Genomic DNA, 19156 nt, shown 5'->3' on the forward strand with positions numbered 1-19156 from the left:
ACAAAAATGATGACATTCGCATTGGCACGGACGGTAAAGCTGCTGGCAGGCATCGCAATTGGCGCATCGGCGCTGGCGTCGGCGCCACAAGCGCTGGCTGCCAACAATTACCCGGTGGTGCTGGTCCACGGCTTCCTCGGCTTCGGACCCGACGAATTGCAGGGCAGCGGCTTCCGCTACTGGGGCGGCAACAACGACGTCGCCGCGCATATGCGTAGCTTCAACGGCAACCACCAGGTGTTCGCGGCGGCGGTCGGCCCGGTCAGTTCCAACTGGGACCGCGCGGTGGAGCTGTTCTACCAGGTCAAGGGCGGTTGCGCCGACTACGGCGTGCGCCACACCGCCAGCTCGGCCGCGTTCGGCGCGCTGCAAAAGCCGGCCGGCAAATGCTGGGCGGCCGACCCGGCCAACAATCCGAACCATTACCCGCTGGCGCTCTACCCCGCCTGGGACGCCAGCCATCCGATCCACTTGGTGGCGCACAGCCAGGGCGGCCAGACCGTCCGCACGCTGATCCAGTTGCTGGAAAACGGCCCGCCCAACGGCAGCGAGGGCGACGGCGCGCTGTACGCCGGCGGCAAGACCGGCTGGGTCAAGAGCGCCACCACCATTTCCACGCCGCACAACGGCACCACCTTGCGCGATGTCATTGTCGACTACGTGCCGAAGGTCTCGGAGCTGGCCGGCCAAATCGTCGAGGTCGCCGGCCTTGGCGGCAGCAACAATCCGATCTACAAGTTCCGACTGGAACAATTCGGCCTGGCGCAAGGCCCGGCCGAATCGTTCCGCGACTTCCTTGAGCGCATCAAGGGCGCGCCGTTCTGGGCGCTGGCCAACCACAACTCGGCGCAATGGGAACTGGGGCCGGACGGCGCCAAGGAACTCAACGGCTGGGTCAAGACCTCGCCCAACGTCTATTACTATTCAGTCGGCGGCGACGCCACCGAACCGGGCGCGCCATGCTGCAACAATACCGACCGGGTCATCGCGCCTTTCCAGAGCGCCGCTTATCGCTACGCGCGCAACGACATGATTTTCTTCAGCAAACCCACCGCCGGCGAATGGGTGGTGCCGTCCATCCTGCAACCAGGCATGGGTTCGTACACCCAGTCGGGCAGCGGGCGGGTGCTGATCGACAGCAGCTGGTTCCCCAACGACGGCGTGGTCAACACTGTCAGCATGAAGGCGCCGTCCGGACAGCCGCAGCGCAACTACGACGGCAGCTCGGTGCGCGGCGCATGGAACTATCTGGGCTACTACCGCGGCTACGACCACTTTGACGTGATCGGCTGGCTCAATCCGTCCAGCGCCGTGTATCCGCTGTACGACGACGTCAGCACTATCATCTACGGCCTGTAGTGCGACCGGTGCCGGCGCGGCCGCCTTGGCCGCCGCGCCGGTACCCTACCACTTGGCCTTCCCTGCAAGCAATCCCCCATGTAGTCAAGTACTTGCCGTACGTATCGATGATGAGGAACAATACCACTTCAATACCCATTGACAGCCTATTTTTCGCCATGTAAAGTTGCTGAAAACTTAAGTCGAAGGCTGGGCGACCAGATATGAGCATGCAGACAACAACGCCGCAATTAATACTGTGGGACCTGGACGGCACCCTGATCGATAGCGAGCCGCTGCACCTGGAGTCGATTCGGCGCGCCTGCCTTGGCCTCGGCAAGGTGCTCGACGCCGAATTGGGCCTGCCGCCGGGCATGGACGCGCCGGGCACGTACCGGCATTTGTTCGGGTTGGCGCCGGCGCAGGCGCTGCCGCCGCAGTACACGCGCTGGTACGACGCGGCGATCGAGCATGTCGTCGCGCATCTGGGCGGCACCCGGCCGGTCGCCGGCGCGCTGGAGTGCTGCGCCTGGTTCACCGGGCGCGGGCTGGCGCAATCGCTGGTGTCCAATTCGCACCCGCGCGTCATCGAGGCCTCTGTGCGCCACCTCGGCATACGCGAACACTTCGCCCACCTGTGCAGCGGCGACGAGGTCGCGCTGGGCAAGCCGGCGCCCGACGTCTACCTGCGCGCGCTGGCGCTGCACGGCATGAGCGCCGACGCCGGCTTGGCGTTCGAAGACAGCCGCACCGGCATCACGGCGGCCAAGGCGGCCGGCCTGCGGGTCGTCGCGGTGTCGGACAGCGCCGAACTGGCCGCGCTGGCCGATTACAGCGTGTCGCCGTTGCAACCGGACTCCTGGCGCGCACTACGCCAACAGTTGTTCTAAACACATCCGCCCGCGCCTGGCTCGTAGCCGCCCCCCCCTATCCGACCAGCAGCCAAATTTACTATCAGGAAAGCCATGACCAGCAAACTAGCGTTCAACCAAGGCGACCCGCAATTCATCCCCCTGACAAGCTACCGCGCCTATCCGCAAGAAGAGATGGAGCGGCGCGCCCTGCAGTTCTACCAGGACATGGCGCGCCGTAAAACCATCCGCGAGTTCTCCAGCGAGCCGGTGCCGCGCTCGGTTATCGAACAATGCCTGCTGACGGCCGGCACCGCGCCCTCCGGTGCCAACCACCAACCCTGGCATTTCGCCGTGGTGTCCGATCCGGCGCTGAAGCGGCAAATCCGCATCGAAGCCGAAATCGAGGAACGCGAATTCTACGAGCGCCGCGCGCCGCAGGAATGGAAGGACGCGCTGGCGCCGCTGGGGACCGACTCCAGCAAGCCGTTCCTGGAAGACGCGCCCCACCTGATCGTCATCTTCGGGCAAAAGAACACCGTCATGGACGATGGCGCCGTCGTCAAGAATTACTATGTGCCGGAATCGGTCTCGATCGCCACCGGTTTTTTGATCGCCGCCCTGCACCACGCCGGCCTGGCGACGCTGACGCACACGCCCAGCCCGATGGGCTTCCTGAACCAGCTCGCCGGCCGGCCCGACAACGAAAAACCCTACATCCTGCTGGTGGTCGGCTACCCGGCCCAGCACTGCATGGTGCCAAACATCCGCAAGAAGCCGCTGAACGAGATCGCCACTTTCCTTTGATCATCCACATGAAAATTTTCGAAACGGCGTCGTCGGGCAAACTGTGATTCAGGACGCTCGCGCAGCTCAGCGCCCGTACCAATACCGCGCGTGGCCCAAGCGGTACTGCTCCACAGTTAACTGCGCCCCGAAGCGCAAGGTCAGCGCGCCCGATTCGTCGGTGCGCAGGCGTTCGATGTCCATCTGCCGATAACGCTCGTACACCTCGGCCTTGGGGTGGTGGTAGCGGTTTCGATATCCAAGCTGAAACAGCGCCAGCGCGGGTTTCACCGCCGTCAAAAAAACCGCCGTGGACGAGGTGCCGCTGCCATGGTGCGGCGCCAGCAGCACGTCGGCACGCAGCCGCTCGGGCGAATTGGCCACCAGCTGCGCCTCCTGCGCCGCCTCGATGTCGGCCGCCAGCAGAATCGCCCTGCCGCCGGAGCTGACGCGCAAGGTGCAGCCGCGCGCGTTCGGCTTCAGCGCCACGTCGTCGTAGCTGGCCGCCGGCGGGTGCAGCATCTCGAAGCGCACGCCGTCCCAAGTCCAGCCCTGCCCGGCCGCGCAACGCCGGTGCCGCGGCGCCGCCTTGACGATGGGGTGCTCCGGCCACATCGACGAGGACAACCAGCCCACCCGCACGCCCTCCAGCAGCGACAGCGCCCCGCCTGAGTGGTCGGCGTCGCTGTGCGTGACGATCACGCCGTCGAGCGCGTCGATGCCGCGCGCCTTCAGGTACGGCAGGATGACGCGGTTGGCGCCGTTCGAACCGGGCGCGTAAAACGGCCCGGTGTCGTACAGCAGGCGGTGGCCGCCGGTCTCGATCAACAGCGCCATGCCCTGCCCGACATCGAACGCCGTGACCCACATCTGGCCGTCGGGCGGACGGCTGGGAAGCAAGGTCAGCAACGGTATCCAGCTGACGGCGCCAAGCCAGCGGTGCGGCCAACCGCGCGGCGCCAGCATCCACAGCGTACCCAGCATCGCCCAACAGAACATCCACGGCGGCGGCGCGGGCGCGCTCCACACCGCGAGCGGCTGCGCGCTCAGCCATTGCAACACCTGGGCCAGCGCTTCCACGACGCCATGCGCGACCACCAGCAGCGGCGTTGACAGCGGCGCCGGCAGCAGGCTGCCGGCCAGCGCCAGCGGCGTCACGACCAGGCCGACGAGCGGAATCGCCAACGCGTTCGCCAGCGGGCTGACCAGCGACACCTGCGCGAACAGCAGCATGGTCAGCGGCACCAGGCCGAGCGTGACGACGTACTGCGTGTGCGCGCCCAGTTGCAGCGCTTCGCGCAGACGCTGGCGGCGGCCGCGCTCGGGGTCGCGCCGCGCCGCCGTGCGCCCGACGGTGGCGTACAGGATCACTGCGACGGCGCCGAACGACAGCCAGAATCCCGGCCACAGCACCGCCCACGGGTCGAGCAGCACGACCACGCCGAGCGCCGTGCACAGCACATGCGAGACGCTGGTGATGCGGCCCAGCCACACGGCCGCCGCCACCACGACCAGCATATACAGGGTGCGCTGGGCCGGCACGCCGAAGCCGGCCAACAGCACATACAGCAGCGCCACGGCGGCGCCGGTCAAGGCCGCGACCTTCTGCGCCGGCAGCAGCAAGGGCAATTGCATGCCGGTGAAGAAGGAATGGCGCCACAGGCCCGACGCCACCAGCGCGAATAGGCTGGCGATCATCGTAATGTGCAGGCCGGAAATGGAAATGAGGTGGCTGACGCCGGTGCGATTGAACACCTGCCAGTCCGACTGGTCGATGGCGCGCTGGTCGCCGACCACCAGCGCGACGATCACGCCGGCGTACTCCCTGCCCGCCAGGGCGCGCACTATGCGTTTGCGCAAGGTGGCCCGGCTGCGCTCGACCAGGTTGCCCAGGCCGAACACGAAGCTGTCGATGCGCTGGTTCTTTAGCGCCGCGCCCTTGTCGGGGCGCACGTAGCCGGTGGCGCGTAAGCCCTGCTCCAGCAGCCACACCTCGTAATCAAAACCGTGGGGGTTGGCGTTGCCGTGCGGGCGTTGCAAGCGCACCGTCAATTGCCAGCGCTCGCCGGGCTGGACGTCGCCGACGGCGGCCACCTCGTCGCGATAGCCCGAGTACCACGACAGCGCCACGCGCGGCGGCACCTTGACGGCGGCGCCGCGCACTTCCTCCACCGCGAAACTGAAGCGCACGCCCTGCTCGAAACGGTACGGCAGGCTGTCGATGGTGCCCACCAGCGTGACGTCGCGGCCCTCGTCGGCCTTGGCCAGTTGCGGCGCCAGCGCCGTTTGCGCCAGCAGCGCGGCCCAGAAAAAGCCGCAGGCAAGGCCGAGCAACAGCGCCAAGCCGGCGCGCAGCGGCGGCTGGCGTCCGCGCGCGATGAAGACGAGGAAACCGCCAACGAGAATAGCGGCGGCAAGCGACAGCGCCGGATACGCGGGCAAGGAGGCGCGCGTCTGCAAGCAGGCCGCACCGCCGACAAAGCCGAGGATACCCATGCGCATTGCTTACCTTCGGATCGGGTTCATCACTTTTGGGGCAACCGTTATCGATATTACCCAGCATTCCCGGGCCGGATATGCTTTGATCGCATTGTGTTGAGACTGCGCAGTTGTCAGGCGCGTTGTCGTTGAATTGTGCGCAGCGATCAGCTTCCTCCAAGTCTGTTTTCACCTGCCCCGCCACTCGTGACGGTAACTGTTCGATATTGACTCTCAGTGGACGCAATATATAAGCAACTGGACGATCGCTACGCGCCATTAAAGATACAGTTCGATGCGACCGACGCACTCAATTTCCATCCTACATTTGACCATGCCTGCGCGATTTCCTGACGTCGAAGCAGAATGCGCAATCGCCACCACATTCAATGGGCGTGCTTTAAGTAAATTGCCGACGCCAAAGTCGGATAGGAGGACAAGGCGGCACAAGGCGCGGCCCCGTTGAAACGTCTTGTTTTTGAGCCGCCTCAGCGAGAGGCGGCCGAACCGTCCATTCCCGGGCGGCGGGATATAATCGGCATCGATACCACATTAACGCCCAGGTAAAAAAATGACTGCTGCCCCCTCTTCCCGATCCCAGCCGCAGGACAACGACGAGGGCGACGACGACTTCCTGAATCGTGAACTGAATCTGCATGCCCAAGGCGTTCACCTGGTCAAAATGGAGGGCCGGGTGTTCCTGCGCTTTGCCGGCACGGTCGATGCGGCGGGCTTGCAGGTGCCCTACCAACTGGTGCCGGCGCAGGGCGTGCTGGCGCGGCCGACCAAATGGCGCAACATGGCGCGCGACGCCCGGCGCCAGCTGGTGCAGGAGCGCGCCACCGAGGCCGCGCTCGACGAGCTGCGCCAGCACGTCGCCGACTTTGCGCGGGACGTCGTCGAGCAGTGCGAAGACAGCGGCCTCGATCCCGCGCCCCTGCTGCAGACGCTGGCGGACCTGCAGACCTCGGAGCCGGCAGGTGTGATCTTCGACCGCATCCGCCAGCGCATGGTCCACGCGGTCGAGCGCCACCAGGAGGAGCGCCACGCCGCGCGCACCAAGCAGAGCATCAACCTGGCCGAGTATCCGGCCTCGTTCGAGCTGGCGCGGCGCATGCCGCGCAAGTTCATCGCCCTGCTCGGGCCGACCAATTCCGGCAAGACCCACCGCGCCATCGAAGCGCTGGCGAAGGCGCAAAGCGGCATTTACCTGGCGCCGCTGCGCCTGCTCGCGCTGGAAAACTTCGAGCGCCTGCAGGCGGCCGAGCCGCATGGGAAGCCGCTGGCGGTCAGCCTCGTCACCGGCGAGGAGCGCCGCCTCGTCGAGGGTGCCACCCACGTCGCCAGCACGGTCGAAATGCTCGACACCCGCACCGCCGTCGAGGTCGCGGTGATCGACGAGATCCAGATGCTGGCCGACCGCGACCGCGGCGCCGCCTGGACCGCCGCCGTCTGCGGCGCGCCCGCCAGCGTGGTCTACCTGGTCGGTGCGCCGGAGGCGCGGCGCGCCATCGAGGCGCTCGCCGACCGACTCGAATGCCCGCTGGAGGTGCATCTGCTCAAGCGCAAGGCGCCGCTGTCGATGGAGCCGGGCGCCGTGCGCAAGCTGCGCGGTTTGCGTCGCGGCGACGCGGTGATCGCCTTCTCGCGCCGCGACGTGCTGATGTGGCGCGACATGATCACCGAGGTCGGCCTGTCGGTCGCCACCGTCTACGGCAACCTGTCCCCGGAGGTGCGGCGGGCGCAGGCGCAGCGCTTCCGCGACGGCCTGGCCGATGTGGTGGTCGGCACCGACGCGCTGGCGATGGGCTTGAACATGCCGATCGCGCGGATTGTGATGACGACGACGGTCAAGTTCAACGGCGTCGAGGAAGAGGAGATTTCGGCGGCGCTGGCCCGGCAGATCGCCGGGCGCGCCGGGCGTTTCGGCGTCCACGAGGAGGGGCTGGTGGCCGGATACGACGAGCAGACGCACGAGGTGATGCGTTCGCTGCTGAAGGAAAAGCTGCCGGCGCTGAACGCCAGCGGTTTTCCGGTGGCGCCGTCGCTGGAGCATTTGCACCGCATCTCCGCCGCCACCGGCGAGACCTCGCTGGGCAAGCTGCTGAAGCGCTTCACCCACAATATCGACGTGCCGGACGGCTTTTTCTATCCGCGCATCACCGAGGAGCAGTCGGAACGCGCGCTCTGGCTCGACACCCTGCCGCTGTCGGTCGCCGACAAGTTCACGCTGTCGTTGGTGCCGGTATCGGCCAAGGTGCCGTCGTTGCAGAACGCCTGGGAGCACTGGGCTAAGGCGCTGTCGCGCCAGCACCCCACACGGCTGCAGCGGCACGTGGCCGACCTGTCGTGGCAAAACCTGCAGCAGGTCGAAGACACCTGCCGGCTGTACTCGGCCTACGCCTGGCTGGCCTACCGCTTGCCCGAGTATTTTCCCGACGTCGAGCTGGCGCGCGAGCTGGCGCGCGAGGCGTCGGACCGGGTCGACTCGATTCTGCACGCGCAAAATTCGGCGGCGCGCAAGCGCCAGGAACTGGGGCCGGTGGGCGGCGCCAAGAAAAAACCAGGGCGTAGATCGATGCGGTAAGTTGAGGCATCGTAGGTCGGATTAGCGGCAGCGTAATCCGACGCCGGGCCGCCGCCGACGCCAGTCGGGTTACGCGCTGTGCGCTAACCCGACCCACGAAAATCAGCGCGCGGCGGCGCCGACGTATTGCAGCCGCAGAACCATGCCGTTGCGGTCGTCGGCGATGTAGACGTGGCCGTCCTGGCCCTGCTTGACGTCGACCGGGGCGCCCATGCCCTGCTTGCCTTTGCGGGTCCAGCCGCCGATCAACTCGACCGATTTGCCCAGTGGCGCGCCGGCCTTGTCGGGCAGCAGCGCCACCAGCCGGTGGCCGTGCTGGCGGTAGCCGTGGTAGCCGACGATCAGGCTGTTGCGGTACAAGGCCGGGAAGCCGCCGGCCGTGTAGAACATCATGCCCAGCGGCGCGGCGTGCGGCGGCAGCAGCCGCGCCGGTGCGCGATAGGCGCTGCAGCCCAGCGTCGGATATTCGGGGCTGGGCCGGTTGTCGTCGTAGCAGTATGGCCAGCGGTAGAATTGGCCGGGCTGGATCAACTTCAGTTCGTCGTGGGGTAGCTCGTTGTCGTTTTTCAGCGCCGGCATCGCGACCTGGATCGCGCCGCGCTTGAGTAGCCAGACGCCGCCCTGGTTCGGCTCCCAGCCGCCCATGTCGGCCACCAGGATGTCACCGTTCGGTAAGGCCAAACCGGTAGCGAGGACGGCGACGCAGAAGCCGTCCGGCGTCGTCACCGACAGGCGCGGCAGACCGTCGCAGCGCGCGCCGGAGGCCGCTGTGGGGACCGCGGCGTGCGCCGGCGCGGCGCACAGCAAGGCGGCGGCCACGCCGATGCGGCCCTGGCGCGTCATGCCGCCGCTCCGTTGGCCGCCATGCGCGGCAGCGCGGAGCGGGCGTTGGCGCTGGTCGCCGCGGCGATGGCGGCCACGTCGACGCCGCGCAGCTCGGCCAACACCTGGCCGATGCGCGGCAGTTGTTCCGGGCTGTTGCGGGCCGGATGCAGCCAGCTCGGCGAGATGTCCGGCGCGTCCGTCTCCAGCACGATGGAGGACAGCGGCAGTTCGCTGGCCATGCGGCGGATTTGCAGCGCGCGCGTAAACGTCATGGCGCCGCCGAAGCCGAGCTTGAAGCCGAGGTCGATGTAGCCCCGCGCCTGCTGGAAGCTGCCGTTGAAGGCGTGGGCGATGCCACCGGCCGGGCGGATCTGGCGCGCGTGTTTCAGCACCACGTCCTGCGAGCGGCGCACGTGCAGCAGCACCGGCAGCGCGAAGTCGCGGGCGATTTTCAGCTGCTCGCGCAGGAAGTGCTCTTGCTTGGCGCGCATGGCCGGCTCCGCCAGCGTTGGAATAAAGAAGTCCAGGCCGATCTCGCCGATGGCGACGAAGCGGCGCTCGTGCAGCGCCGCCTCGACCGCTGCGCGCAGCGCCAGCAGGTCGGCCTCGTCGGCCTGCGGCACGTAGATCGGGTGGATGCCGAGCGCGTAGCTGGCGTTGCCGACGCCGGCGGCCAGCTGCGCCACGACGGCGAAGTTGGCCCGTTCGACGGCCGGTATCACGATCATCGACACGCCCTGGGCGGCGGCGCGCGCGGCCACCTGCTGCGACTCGCTGCCAAATTCATGCGCGTCCAGGTGGCAGTGCGTGTCGATCCACATGGCTAGTCCAAGTACGGTTGCAGTCCCTCGTCGGTCAGGCGCAGCACGCGATCGCAGCGCTTGGCCAGCTCGATGTCGTGGGTGACGATGATGAAGGCGGTGCCCAAGGTGCGCGACAGCTCCAGCATCAGGTCGAAGATCTGCTCGGCGGTGGCGTGGTCGAGGTTGCCGGTTGGCTCGTCGGCCAGCACGCAGGCCGGCTGCGTCACCAGCGCGCGCGCCAGGGCCACGCGCTGGCGTTCGCCGCCGGACAATTCGCCCGGCGTGTGGATGACGCGCTTGGCCAGGTTGACCCGGGTCAGGATCTGCAGCGCCAGGCCCTGCGCCTCGACGCGCTTCATGCGCCGTATCATCAGCGGCATGGCGACGTTGTCGAGCGCCGAGAACTCCGGCAGCAGGTGGTGGAACTGGTAGACGAAGCCGAGCGAGGCGTTGCGCAGGTCGCCGCGGGCTTTCTCGTTGAGGCTGGCGAAGTCCTTGCCGAGCAAGGTGACGCTGCCGCTGGTCGGCGTGTCAAGCCCGCCCAGCAGGTGCAGCAGGGTCGATTTGCCCGAGCCCGAGGCGCCGACGATGGCGACCCGCTCGCCGCGGTGGACGTCGATGTCGATGCCGGCCAAAACCTTGACCTGGTAGTCGCCCTGGACGAAGGTTTTGCCCAGGCCGCGGCACGACAGCACGGCCGCGCCGTTGTTGTTGTCAATGGTGTTATTCATAACGCAGCGCCTCCGCAGGTTTCACGCGGGCGGCCCACAAGCTTGGGTAGATCGTGGCCAGGAAGGCCAGGACCACGGCCAGCACGCCGATTTTCGAGACGTCGGCCCAGCGCAGGTCGGACGGCACGGTGCTGATGAAGTAGATATCCTTCGACAAGAACTGCACTCCTAATAAATGTTCGATAAACGGGACGATGACGTCGACGTTGAGGGCCACCAGCACGCCGCCGGCCACGCCCAGCATGGTGCCGAGTATGCCCACCAGCGCGCCCTGGATCATGAAGATCTTCATGATCGAGCCGGGCGCGGCGCCCAGCGTGCGCAGGATGGCGATGTCGGCCTGCTTGTCGGTCACCGTCATCACCAGGGTCGAGACCAGGTTGAAGGCGGCCACCGCGATGATCAATGTGAGGATGATGAACATCATGCGTTTTTCGGTTTGCACGGCGGCGAACCAGTTGGCGTTGAGCTGCGACCAGTCGCGCATCCACAGCTCGCCCGGCATGCTTTTCTTCAGCTCCAGCGCCACCTGCGGCGCGCGGTTCATGTCGCCCAGGCGCAGGCGCAGGCCGGACGGGCCTTCCAGGCGCAGCAGCCGCTCGGCGTCGCCGATGTGGACGAAGGCCAGGCCGGAGTCGAATTCGTTGTGGCCGGCCTCGAAGATGCCGGTCACGGTGAAGCTGCGCATGCGCGGCAGCACGCCGGCCGGGGTGACTTGGCCCTGGGCCAGCATCAGCGTGACTTTTTCGCCCAGGTTCACGCGCAGCGCGCGCGCCAGCTCGACGCCGAGCACGATGTTGAAGGCGCCCGGTTTGAGCGCGTTGAAGCTGCCCTGTTTGACCTGCGCGGCCACGTCGGAGACCTTCGGCTCCTCCTCCGGCAGCACGCCGCGGATGATGGCCGGGCGCAGCGCCTCGTCGCGCAGCAGCATGCCCTGGGTTTCGACGAAAGGCGCGGCGCCCTTCACTTGCGGGTTCTTGAACGCCTCGCGCGCGGCGCCCTGCCAGTCGGGCATGGCGCCGCGCGGGTCGAACACCTCGACGTGCGCCAGCACCGACAGCATGCGGTCGGTGACCTCCTTCTGGAAGCCGTTCATCACCGACAGGACGATGATCAGGGCGGCCACGCCCAGGCCGATGCCGGCCATCGAGATGAGCGAGATAAACGAGATGAAGCTGTTGCGGCCACTGCGCTTGCCGGCGCGCGTGTAGCGCAAGCCGACCAGCCATTCGAAAGGCAAATTCTGGATAATACTCATGAGTTCCGGCGTTCTAATACTGTTGAGCCCGCAGTGTGCCATACAAATGGCTTGTCGGGCTGAAACACCACGCGCAAGGCTCCGGCCGGGCTTGCTCGCGGGCGTGGCTTGTGCCTATTCGTAGCGCAGCGCCTCGGCAGGCTTGACGCGCGCCGCCCACCAGCTCGGGTACAGCGTCGCCAGCAGCGCCAGCCCGAAGGCGATCAGGCCGATGGTGCTAACGTCGGCCCAGTGCAGGTCGGACGGCACCGCGCTGATCTTGTAGATTTCCTTGGACAGGAAATGCATGCCGAACAGGCGCTCGATCACCGGCACGATGACGCCGATATTCAACGCCAGCACGGCGCCGCTGAGCACGCCGAGGGCGGCGCCGAGCAGGCCCACCACCGCGCCCTGGATCATGAAGATCTTCATGATCGACGCCGGCGAGGCGCCCAGCGTACGCAGGATGGCGATGTCGGCCTGCTTGTCGGTCACCGTCATCACCAGCGTCGAGACCAGGTTGAAGGCGGCCACCGCGATAATCATGCTGAGGATGATGAACATCATGTTCTTCTGGCTCTGCACCAGCGCGTACCAGCTGGCGCTGACCTTGGACCAGTCGCGCATCCACAGCTCGCCGCTCATCGACGCCTTCAGCTCGCGCACCACCTGCGGCGCGCGGTCCATGTCGGCCAGGCGCAGGCGCAGCCCGGACGGGCCGGCCAGGTTCTGCAGGCCCTGGGCGTCGTCGATATGGATGAAAGCCAGTCCGGAGTCGAGTTCGTTGTGGCCGGCGTCGAAGATGCCGGCAACGGTGAAGGCGCGCATGCGCGGCAGCACGCCGGCCTTGCCGACCGGCTCGCGTTCGAGCATCAGCGTGACGTTCTGGCCCATCTCGGCGCCCAGCGCGCGCGCCAGTTCGACGCCGAGGACGATCTTGAAGGAACCGGCTCGCAGGTCGTTGAAGTCGCCTCGCTTGACCTGGGCGGCGACGTTGGAGACCTTGCGTTCCTCTTGCGGCAGCACGCCGCGCACGATGACGGGACGCATGGCCTCGTCGCGCAGCAACATGCCCTGGGTTTCGACGAAGGGCGCGGCGGCGCGCACCTGCGGGTTTTTGAAAGCGGCCTGGGCCTGCTCGCGCCAGTCCGGCATGGCGCCGCGGATGTCAAACACCTCGACATGCGCCAGCACCGACATCAAGCGGTCGGTGACCTCCTTCTGGAAGCCGTTCATTACCGACAACACGACGATCAACGCGGCCACGCCGAGGCCGATGCCGGCAACCGAGATCAGCGAGATAAAGGAGATGAAGCTGTTGCGCCCGCTGCGTTTTCCGGCGCGGGTATAACGCAGGCCGACCTGCCATTCAAACGGTAATTTCTGGAAAATGCTCATGCGCTGGGACGATCAAAAGACGTTCAAGTGCGCAGTGTGCCATAGAATCAACAGGCGATGCGGCCCCCTTCGACGCGCGCCGCGCGCAACGCGCCGAATCCGCTGCTCGTTAGCGCTCAGTTTTCCGCTCAGCGGGAAGAAAACACCTCGTCCACGCTTTGCGCACGCAACAAGGCTTTGGCCCAGGCCAGCAGTTGCGTGTCGCTGGCCGAGGCCAGCCTTTCCCGGGCTTCGTCCGGCAGCGCGCCGAAACGTTCTTCCAGTTGCATCGCAAGCAGGCTCTGCTGCCCCTTGCGCATGCCTTCGCCGCGGAACTTACGCTCAAAATAACTCATGTAAGGCATCGCATTGCTCCTTTCCATCGCAGGGATGTCGGCCCACAATTCATTGTCCAACTCGGCGGGCAATTGCATCATCCAGTCTATGACGTTGAGGAAGTCGATGATACGTTGTTTGTCCCAATTCCGCTGGAATAGCAGCGCAAAAAGACGGCGCTTCGCCGCCGCCCGGCGCGCCATGTCGCCCTTGGTCTGGCGCGTCAGCAGGTGCGCCGCCGTCACCAGCGCGAACGGGTTTTCGTCCTGCAACAATTGCTCGATTTGGCCGGCGTAATCGATCAGTTTCACCACCGGAAAGCTGAACCGCATCTCGCAGCCGAACAGGCGATAGCCGAAGGTGTCCGGCTTCCAAGACGCGCTGCCGTCGGCCAGCAGTGCCAGGCTGGAGACGGGCCGCCGGTAGTGGTCGTAGATGCGGTAGTTGCAGGCGAACATGCGCTCGGCGAAGCGACCCTCGCGCCGCCCCTGCACTTCCAGATGTACCAGCACCCAGCGCTCGGCGCCGCCGTGCAAGGTGACCTTGACCAGTTTGTCGGCCAGGCGCTTGCCCAGCTCGGCGTCGCGCGCTACCTGCGCCAGTTCCTGCTCCAGGAATTCCGGCTCGCGCGACCAGTCGATCTGCGCGTGCGCGGACGGGAAATAGAAAGCCATAAACGCCGAGAAATAGCGCGTGACGGCATCCTTCCAGGGCGTGTCGTAATCGTCGTGTGGCGTGGCCATGGCCCAGTGTAGCGGCGCGGCGGCGACGCATTGCCGTTTGAATCAAAGGTCGCGCCGGCCGGCGCCGGCGTGGCGTTACGGCGCCAGGCCGAAGGCCGGCAGCAGGCGGCCGGACAGGGCCAGTTGCCGCATCCGCGCCAGGATCAGCCGGTGCGACTGGTCGATGCGGCGCTGCTGCACGACGAAATAGCTGTCGCGGGTCTGGATGATCTGTTGCAGGTTGCGCCGCCCGGCCTCGAACTGGATCGCCCCGCCGCGCACCAGCAGCGCCATCTTCTTCTCCTGCTCGGCCAGCAAGGCCAGCGAACGCTCGGCGTTGGCGATGCGCGGCCCCAGCCCGGCCAGGTCGGCGCCGGCGGCCTGCTCGGCGCGCGCGAGGTCGGCGTCGGCCGCCTCGGCCCGGCTGACGCCCTCGTCGCGCCGCGCCAGGCCCTCGCCGCCCAGCGGGAAGTCCCAGCTGACGCCGATCGACCAGCCGCGCCGCTGGATCGTCGACGGCGGCGGCGTGGTGTGGTTGTTGACCAACCGGCGCAAGTCCAGGTCGACCTTGGGCGCCAGCGTCGCGGCCAGGTTGCGCACCCGCAGGCGGGCGGCGGCGGCGCGCTCGCGCGCCGCCAGCAGCGGCGCGTGGCCGGCGGTGTCGCCGGCCGGCGCCGGCGCGCCGAAGTCGAAATCGATGAACTCGCCGACCGCTTCGGACGCCAGCGCGGCCAACTTGATCTGCGCCGTCAGGCGGTCGCTCAGCAAGCCGTCCTGGGTCAGTTCGGCGTCCAACTGCGAGCTTTGCGCCAGTTGCGCGTCCAACTCGGAAGCCTTGCCCAGCTCGGTCTGGCGGCCAACCTGGGCCACCAGTTGCGCCACCTCGACCAGCCGCGCCGCCGAACGCAGCAGCGTGCGGTCCAGCCGTTGCACGTCGAAATACGCCTCGGCCAGGCGTTCGGCGCCCTCTTCACGGGCGCGCCGCAGCTCCGCCTCGGCGGCTGCCACCTCGTGCCCGGCGGCGGCCATTTCGGCGCGGTCGGCGCCGCCGTTGTAGACGTTCCAGCGCAGGCTCGCTTCGACTTGCTGGGTACGCCGCTCGACGTCCATCGCGCCGTCGAGGTCGTTGCTGCGGCCGCGGCTGGCCTGGATGCCGGCGTTCGGCAGCAGCCGCGAACGGGCCTGCCGGTAGCGCGCCTGCGCGCCGGCCAGCGCGGCATGGGCGGCGCGCACCTGCGGGTCGCGCCCCAAGGCGCGCGCCAGCAGGGCCGGCAAGCCGCGCGCCGGCTGCGCGGATGGCATAGGCGTGGTGTCGGCCGGGCCGGCGTAGGCGGCGGCGCCGCTGTCGGCGCCGGCCAGGCAGGCGCCGCCGGCCAGGGCCAGCGCCAGCGCCACGGCGGCTGAGGTATGCAGGGCGCGCCGCATCAGCGCTCCTGCAGCGACGATTGCAAGCCGCGCAGCACCGGTTTGAACACGTATTGCATGACCGAGCGCTTGCCGGTCAGGATGCCGACGTCGACCGGCATGCCGGGCGTGATCGGCAGCACCCGGCCGTGCGCCGTCAGCTGGCTGCGGTCGGTGCTCAGCTGGACTTCGAAGTACGGCTCGTTGCGCTCGTCCGGAATGGCGTCGGCGCCGACCCGCGTTACCTGCGCCTTCAGGCGGCCGTAGGTGGTCGCGTCGTACGCCAGCACGCTGGCCGAGGCGCTCTGGCCGACGTGGATGAAGCCGATATCGGCCGGTTTGACGCGCACCGAAATGACCACTTCGCTGTCGGCCGGCACGATTTCCAGGATCGCCTTGCCGGGCGGCGCCACGCCGCCGACACCGGGCACCAGCACGCGGTTGACCACGCCGTCCACCGGCGCGCTGATATCGCGCCGCGTGACCTGGTCCTGCTGGCCCTTGACGGTGCTGGCCAGCGCGCCGGCCTTGGTTTCGTATTCGCTGCGCTGGGCGCCCCACTGCGCGCGCATGCGCGCGTCGGCCTCGCTGGCGGTGGCCTGCGCTTCGGCCAGGGTGGCGTTCAGGCGCGCCAGCGAGTTGCGCAGCGCCTCCAGTTCGGTGCGCTGCTGCAGCAGCCGCTGCTGCGCGCTCAGGTAGTCGCCGCGCGAGCCGGCGCCCTCTTTATACAGGCGCTCCTCGATCGACAGGCTGTCGGCGCCCAGCTTGACGCCGGCTTCGAGCTGGGCGATGCGGCCCTGCGCCTCGGCCAGTTCGCCGCGCCGGCGCAACACGCCCTCGCGCCCGGCCGCGCCGGCCGCCGCGTGTTCGCGTTGGCCGTCGCGCCACAACTGGGTTTCCTTGTCGATCAGCTCGGGCGCCTCGCGCCGCCAGGCCTCGTCGAACCGCGGCGCGACGCCGGCCAGCAGCGCGTCCAGGCGGGCCCGCCCGGCCAGCGCCGCCAAGCGGTTCTGCCGGCTCGCGCCCAGGTTGGCGTCGTACTGCGCCGTGTCCAGGCGCACCAGCAGCTGGCCGCGGCGTACCGATTGGCCGGGGCGCGCCAGCATCTCGCGCACGATGCCGCCCTCCAGGCTCTGCACCTCCTGCAGGCGGCTCGGCGGCGTAATGCTGCCGCGGCCGTTGACGGCGACGTCGAGTTCGGCGAAGGTGGCCCAGGCCAGGGCCAGCACGATGATGAGCGCGACCAGCGCGATCATGTTGACGATGATGCGCTTCGGTTCGCGCTCCGGGTCCGGGTGGCTGGCAGGCAGCGGGCGCGCCTGGTTCGGCTTGCTCATGCGGATACCTCCGGGCTGATGGCGGGCGCCGCCGCGGCGCCCGGCTGGGCCGCCAGCACGCGCAGGATCTCGTCGCGCGGGCCGTCGGCGACGATGCGGCCGCGGTCGAAGACGATCAGGCGGTCGACCAGCGCCAGCATCGCCATGCGGTGCGTCACCAGCACGATGGTGGTGTCGCGCAGGCTGCGCAGGCGCCCGATCAGGCGCTGCTCGGTGGCCGGGTCGAACATGCTGCTCGGTTCGTCCAGCAGCAGGATGGGCGGCTTGGCCAACAGCGCGCGCGCCATCGCGACGGCCTGGCGCTGGCCGCCGGAGAGACGCTCGCCGCGCTCGCCGACCTCGGTGGCGACGCCCTGCGGCAGCTGGCTGACGATGTCGTCCAGGCAGGCCAGGCGGATCGCCTCGAGCAGGCCGGCGTCGTCGGCCTGGCTGCGTCCCAGTTCGATGTTTTCGCGCAGCGTGCCGTGGAACAGCGTAACGTCTTGCGGCACGTAGCCGATCTGCCGGCGCAGGCTGAGCGGATCAAGCTGGGTGCTGGCGAGGTCGTCGAACAGCACGCCGCCGCTGCTCGGGCCGTACTGGTTCAGCAACAGGCGCAGCAAGGTGCTCTTGCCCGAACCGAGTTTGCCGATGACGCCGACGCGCTGGCCCGGGGCTATCGTCAAATTCAACTTCTCCAGCAGCGGCGCCGATTGCGGATAGGCGAAGCCGACGTCGCGAAATTCGATGCGCCCGCTCAGCGGCGGCGCCTGCAGGCTGGCGCCGTCGTCGTCGGTGGGCGCCTGCATGATCTTGTTGAGCGCCTCGTACGACAGCTTGGTCTGCTCCCAGCGCATGATCAGGCCGGCGATCTGGCTGACCGGCGCCAGCGCCCGCCCGGTCAGCATGCTGACGGCGATCACCTGGCCCAGCGTCAGCAGCTTCTCGCCCATCAGCAGCGCGCCGACCGCCACCACGGCGGTGCCGGCCAGCGCCAGCACGGCGGTGTTGATGTAGTTGACGCGGCTGACGATCTCGCGCGTCTCGACGCTGTTGGCGGCGATGGCCACGGTCAGGCCCTCCCACTTGCGCCGGCTCCAGGCTTCGGCGCCGAGCGCCTTGATGGTGTCGAGCCCGTTCATGCTTTCAAACAGGTGGGCGGTGCGCTGGCCGCTCTCCTGCATCGAGGCCGCCACGTGCCGCGCCAGCGGGCGCTTGGCCGCCAGCGCCACCAGCAGCAAAATTGGGATCGCCGCCAGCGGCACCAGCGCCAGCCAGCCGCCGACCAGCGCGATGACGCCCAGGAACAGCAGCAGGAAGGGCACGTCGCCGAGCGCGGTCAGGGTGCTGGAGGCGAAAAATTCGCGCACCGACTCGAAGTCGCGCACGGTGTTGGCGAGCGCCCCGCCGGAGGCCGGCCGGCTGGCCGCGCGCAGGCGCAGGCACTGGGCGAAAATGCTCGCCGACAGCGCCACGTCGATGCGCCGCGAGGCCGTCTCCACCAGTTCGCCGCGCAGCAGGCGCATGGCCAGCTCGAAGCCGGTCAGCGCGACGGCCGCCACCGTCAGGACCGCCAGGCTGGCCGTGGCGTTGTTGGGGATGACGCGGTCGTACACGGCCATCGCGTAAAACGGCACCAGCGCGCCGATCACGTTGAGCACCAGGGTGCCCAGCAAGGCCCAGCGGAAGACCCAGCGGTTGCGGTTGAAGACGTCCCAGAACCAGCGGCCGTTGACGGGCAGACTGTAGAGCAGGCTGCGCTGGTCGAAATACATCAGCGGGCGCACCGCCACCCAGCGCCCGGCCGGCACCTCGCCGGCCAGCGCCGCCGCGTCGAGCCAGCAACTGCCGTCGATGCCGGGGACGTGGCACTGGTATTTGCCGGCGTCGATGGCCAGCACCACCAGCGCCTGGCCGGCGTCGTTGAGCAGCAGCGCCGGCATCTCGGTCGGACGGCGCGCGGCGCCGGTCGCCAGCGCGGTGCCGACCAGGCCGGCGTGCGCCAGCGCCTCGTCGAGCGCGCCGTCGGCGCCGGCGGCGTCGAACGCCGCCAGGCTGGCGCGCAGGCGCTCGTGCTGGACGGCGGCGCCGAAAAAGCGCGACAGGAACACCACGGCTTCGCACACGGCGACGGCGCCGGCGGCGCTGGCCGGCTGGGGGGATGGCATCATGGCGGTTCCAGGTGAAGACGAATACGGTAAAGGCGACGGCGCGCATCCCCGGCCGACAAGGAACGGGGATTAATATTGTGCCACAGTAATATGGGTCGCGGCGGCAAAAATCGGCGCGCGACGCGGGCGGCACGGACGTGCCAGGGAGAAATGGCAACGGCCGCGGCGCAAGGCGCGGCGGCCGCGGCCGG

General features: G+C 68.2%; 14 protein-coding genes. 4 read left to right on the top strand and 10 right to left on the bottom strand.

Annotated elements, in window-relative coordinates; all coding sequences use genetic code 11:
• Positions 1–6: 6 nt before the first annotated feature.
• From JANGC3_RS0107135 to JANGC3_RS0107145, 3 genes are all read left to right on the top strand, one after another.
• Positions 7–1359 carry an esterase/lipase family protein gene (locus tag JANGC3_RS0107135; RefSeq protein ID WP_017875798.1) on the top strand — a complete coding sequence of 451 codons (1353 nt, stop codon included), beginning with the start codon at positions 7–9 and terminating at the stop codon, positions 1357–1359.
• A 209-nt stretch (positions 1360–1568) separates the two neighbouring features.
• Positions 1569–2228 (top strand): HAD family hydrolase, encoded by a 660-nt coding sequence (locus JANGC3_RS0107140; protein ID WP_157406497.1) that lies wholly within the window; start codon positions 1569–1571, stop codon positions 2226–2228.
• Positions 2229–2303: 75 nt separating this feature from the next.
• A complete protein-coding gene (locus tag JANGC3_RS0107145) occupies positions 2304–2996 on the top strand; it encodes a nitroreductase family protein (RefSeq protein ID WP_017875800.1) in 693 nt (230 codons plus the stop codon).
• 66 nt (positions 2997–3062) lie between these two features.
• On the opposite strand, the gene JANGC3_RS0107150 is transcribed toward JANGC3_RS0107145, so the two are convergent.
• Positions 3063–5477: a DNA internalization-related competence protein ComEC/Rec2 gene (locus tag JANGC3_RS0107150; protein WP_017875801.1), complete on the bottom strand. Its 2415-nt coding sequence runs from the start codon at positions 5475–5477 to the stop codon at positions 3063–3065.
• A gap of 547 nt (positions 5478–6024) precedes the next feature.
• On the opposite strand from JANGC3_RS0107150, the gene JANGC3_RS28620 reads away from it, so the two are divergent.
• Complete coding sequence (locus JANGC3_RS28620) at positions 6025–8040, top strand: helicase-related protein (protein WP_051068241.1); 2016 nt, start codon at positions 6025–6027, stop codon at positions 8038–8040.
• Between the two features lie 102 nt (positions 8041–8142).
• Here the strand turns inward: JANGC3_RS28620 and JANGC3_RS28625 are convergent, their stop codons facing one another.
• The 9 genes from JANGC3_RS28625 to JANGC3_RS0107200 form a co-directional block, all read right to left on the bottom strand.
• A complete protein-coding gene (locus JANGC3_RS28625) occupies positions 8143–8883 on the bottom strand; it encodes a PQQ-dependent sugar dehydrogenase (RefSeq protein WP_017875803.1) in 741 nt (246 codons plus the stop codon).
• Entirely contained in the window at positions 8880–9686 is an 807-nt protein-coding gene (locus tag JANGC3_RS0107165; RefSeq protein WP_017875804.1) for a TatD family hydrolase, read from the bottom strand. Before JANGC3_RS0107165 ends, JANGC3_RS28625 begins: the two co-directional genes overlap by 4 nt.
• Before the next feature lie 2 nt (positions 9687–9688).
• A complete protein-coding gene (lolD, locus tag JANGC3_RS0107170; protein WP_017875805.1) occupies positions 9689–10399 on the bottom strand; it encodes a lipoprotein-releasing ABC transporter ATP-binding protein LolD in 711 nt (236 codons plus the stop codon).
• A complete protein-coding gene (locus JANGC3_RS0107175) occupies positions 10392–11657 on the bottom strand; it encodes a lipoprotein-releasing ABC transporter permease subunit (protein ID WP_017875806.1) in 1266 nt (421 codons plus the stop codon). Before JANGC3_RS0107175 ends, lolD begins: the two co-directional genes overlap by 8 nt.
• A gap of 114 nt (positions 11658–11771) precedes the next feature.
• Positions 11772–13037 (bottom strand): lipoprotein-releasing ABC transporter permease subunit, encoded by a 1266-nt coding sequence (locus JANGC3_RS0107180; protein ID WP_017875807.1) that lies wholly within the window; start codon positions 13035–13037, stop codon positions 11772–11774.
• Positions 13038–13165: 128 nt separating this feature from the next.
• Positions 13166–14095 (bottom strand): DUF4351 domain-containing protein, encoded by a 930-nt coding sequence (locus JANGC3_RS0107185; protein ID WP_017875808.1) that lies wholly within the window; start codon positions 14093–14095, stop codon positions 13166–13168.
• 75 nt (positions 14096–14170) lie between these two features.
• Positions 14171–15499, bottom strand: a complete 1329-nt coding sequence (locus JANGC3_RS0107190; RefSeq protein WP_017875809.1) for a TolC family protein — start codon at positions 15497–15499, stop codon at positions 14171–14173.
• A complete protein-coding gene (locus tag JANGC3_RS0107195) occupies positions 15499–16815 on the bottom strand; it encodes an HlyD family type I secretion periplasmic adaptor subunit (RefSeq protein WP_017875810.1) in 1317 nt (438 codons plus the stop codon). Before JANGC3_RS0107195 ends, JANGC3_RS0107190 begins: the two co-directional genes overlap by 1 nt.
• Positions 16812–18965: a type I secretion system permease/ATPase gene (locus JANGC3_RS0107200; RefSeq protein WP_017875811.1), complete on the bottom strand. Its 2154-nt coding sequence runs from the start codon at positions 18963–18965 to the stop codon at positions 16812–16814. Before JANGC3_RS0107200 ends, JANGC3_RS0107195 begins: the two co-directional genes overlap by 4 nt.
• Positions 18966–19156: the final 191 nt, after the last annotated feature.

The organism is Janthinobacterium sp. CG3, assembly GCF_000344615.1.
In the GTDB taxonomy this organism is placed as follows: domain Bacteria; phylum Pseudomonadota; class Gammaproteobacteria; order Burkholderiales; family Burkholderiaceae_D; genus Janthinobacterium.